Below are 2,688 nucleotides of genomic sequence, written 5' to 3' on the forward strand. Positions count from 1 at the left end.
AATCAGCGAAATCATCAAAATCCTGAGTCAGACAAAATCCTAGTCTTTTACTACCAGCCGGAAGCCGTTACCATGAATGTTCACAATTTCGATGTTGGTATCTTCTTTCAGGTATTTGCGTAGTTTGGCGATGTATACGTCCATACTGCGGCCATTGAAGTAGGTATCGCTGCCCCATATTTTCTTCAGTGCCAGTTCACGCGGCAGCAGATCATTTTTATGTTCGCACAACATGTGCAACAGTTCGTTTTCTTTAGGAGATAACGTATGGGTTTCACCGTTATGTGCCAGGGTGCGCAGGCGGGAATTGAAGGTATAGGAGCCGATCACAAACTCGTGCACTTCTTCTTCCTTATTATTCAGTTCCTGGTTGCGTTTCAGGATGGCTTTAATTTTCAGCAGTAGCAATTCGCTGTCGAATGGCTTGGAGATATAATCATCTGCGCCAAGTTTATATCCCTGGATGATGTCTTCCTTCATGGTTTTGGCGGAGAGGAAGAACAGGGGGATATCGGGATCTACGTCCCTGATTTCTTCCGCCAGTTTAAACCCGTCCATATTGGGCATCATAATGTCCAGCAGGCAGATGTCAAATTTTTCGCGGCGGAAGGCTGCCAGGGCCAGGATACCATCGCGGCATAATTCCACATCATAGTCATTCAGCTCCAGGTAATTCTTCAGCACCATGCCCAGGTTGGTATCATCCTCAGCCAGTAATATTTTCGGTTTACGTTCTTCCATAATCATAAAGGGTTGATTATAACAAATATAAAGTTTTCTGCGGCACGAAAGGTCGGTAAAATTTGGGGGCCGGCCCTCAAATGAATTGTTAAACTTGCGGGGCGGGTGGCGGCTTAAGGCTTATTACTTCTTGTTTAGCAGCGAAGTGAAGGGATAGCGGAGGTTGGAATAATTCACCATATCAACCACGATATTCCCTACCGATATAGGGCTTTCAATGCGAAGAGGCACCTTATTAGCGTCGTCGCTTACCCATACCGTCATTTTCTCACCGCCTTCGAAGATGGTTCCTTTGATGAGGAGGGGCTTGAATTTAATGGCCCGGAACTTCCCGAACTTGGTATTTACTTCTTCCTTGCCCATATACCTGATGTAGATATTATATACCTGGTCGTCGAGGAACATAGCAAAGGGTATTTTATCTCCGGCGTTATACTTGTTAAAATCGATGTTACGGGCATAATAGATAGCGCTGATCACGTCCTGCACACAGGGGGGTACGGTAAAGGTGCCGTTTGTACTGATGGCCTGGTGGGCAGCCTGGTTAAACACTACATTATTAAAAATCTTGTACCCGCCTTCGTTCACATTCCTGATAAATTTAAGGGGTTGCAGGGTAGCAGTATCTATGTAGCTTTCGTATTTGTCGCGCACTTTAAAGATCCAATCGTACGCCCGGTAGGTTTTACCATCGCCTGTTACATGATAAACATCGCGGTTGGCAAAGCGTTCCAGCACTACGTTGAAGGTGGCTTCGCCTGCGCCTACATACATTTTACCGAGGTTATAGAATACTTTCAGGGTAATGCTTTCACCGGCATTAAAACTGGTGTTACGGATGGAGCAAAAATCGTTTTGTGCTTCAACGGGTTGAATACAGGAAAGTCCTAAGATGATGAGTAGCAAATACTTCATGTATGGAAGCTATTTTTCCTTAAAAATTTTTACTCCTAACAACAGCACACTTCCCAAAACAGCCGGCAGTACCAGGTTAATCAGCCATATACCTACGGTGGCGGCTACGATGGCCACGGTATTGGAGCTAAGTAACCCAAGAAAAAAGATACTCACCTTTCCGCGAACGCCTAATTCAGCGATGGCGATGGTAGGAACTCCTGCCATTACCAGGTAGATGACACTGTTGAGCAGGAAGGCCTGCCACCATAGAAATTCCATGCCAAGTGCGTCCAACAAAATCAAATACTGTGCCGAGAAGACTACATACCGGAGGGCTGAAAGCAGCAACAGGTAACGTAAATCGCCGGATGAGTACTTAACAATGATCTGCACAAACACCTTCGCTTTTCGAAGGAAAGGTATCTTTTCAAATACAGACAGAATGATTTGTAACCGAAAATATAACAATATCGTCAGGCCACAAATTACTGTACCGGTAATCAGCAGTAATTTCTGCCATAAAGAAGGTGTAAGGAAGGCGCTTTCTTTTGCCAGTGCGAAGTTGTTGATATAGTAGAGCAAACCAATTAACCCAAAAATAATAGTGACGATCAGCTGGCTGAAGCTTCCTACAATGGTAGCCGCAATGGCTTTCAGTTTATTATGATTTTTGAGGTAAAGGATACGTCCACCGTACTCGCCTACACGATTTGGGGTATTAATAGACAAGGACACGCCGGAGAGGATGGCGCTAAACGACCTCAGGAAAGAAACTTCCTCCAGCGGCTTCACCAGCTTCTGCCACTTGCGGGCTTCCAGTCCCCAATTGAAGAGCATAAGTACCATAACGAGGAAAATACCCACCCAGCCTCTCTCCTGTAGCGCTCCCCACATATGCCGTACAGATTCCTGCAGGTTATCGCGATGGATGAGTTGCGAATAGATAGAGTATGCCAACCAGGTAAAAAGCCCCGCTCCTAATAAGTAATTGAGAATTATTTTGGTACTTTTGTTCAGACAGTCAAATTTTGGCAAAAATAAACTCCTGTT

The 2,688-nt window shown here is 45.0% G+C and carries 3 protein-coding genes; all 3 read right to left on the reverse strand.

From position 1 onward, the window contains the following. Positions 1–39: 39 nt before the first annotated feature. Positions 40–741, reverse strand: coding sequence for a response regulator transcription factor (locus tag VN105_RS25590; protein ID WP_325645600.1), 702 nt, complete (start codon positions 739–741; stop codon positions 40–42). Positions 742–864: 123 nt separating this feature from the next. After that, positions 865–1,656, reverse strand: coding sequence for a DUF3108 domain-containing protein (locus tag VN105_RS25595; RefSeq protein WP_325645601.1), 792 nt, complete (start codon positions 1,654–1,656; stop codon positions 865–867). A gap of 9 nt (positions 1,657–1,665) precedes the next feature. Then, positions 1,666–2,688: lysylphosphatidylglycerol synthase domain-containing protein (locus VN105_RS25600; RefSeq protein WP_325645603.1), on the reverse strand; the 1,023-nt coding region annotated here is incomplete at its 5' end.

It is taken from the genome of Chitinophaga sp., assembly GCF_035564935.1.
Taxonomy (GTDB): Bacteria; Bacteroidota; Bacteroidia; order Chitinophagales; family Chitinophagaceae; genus Chitinophaga.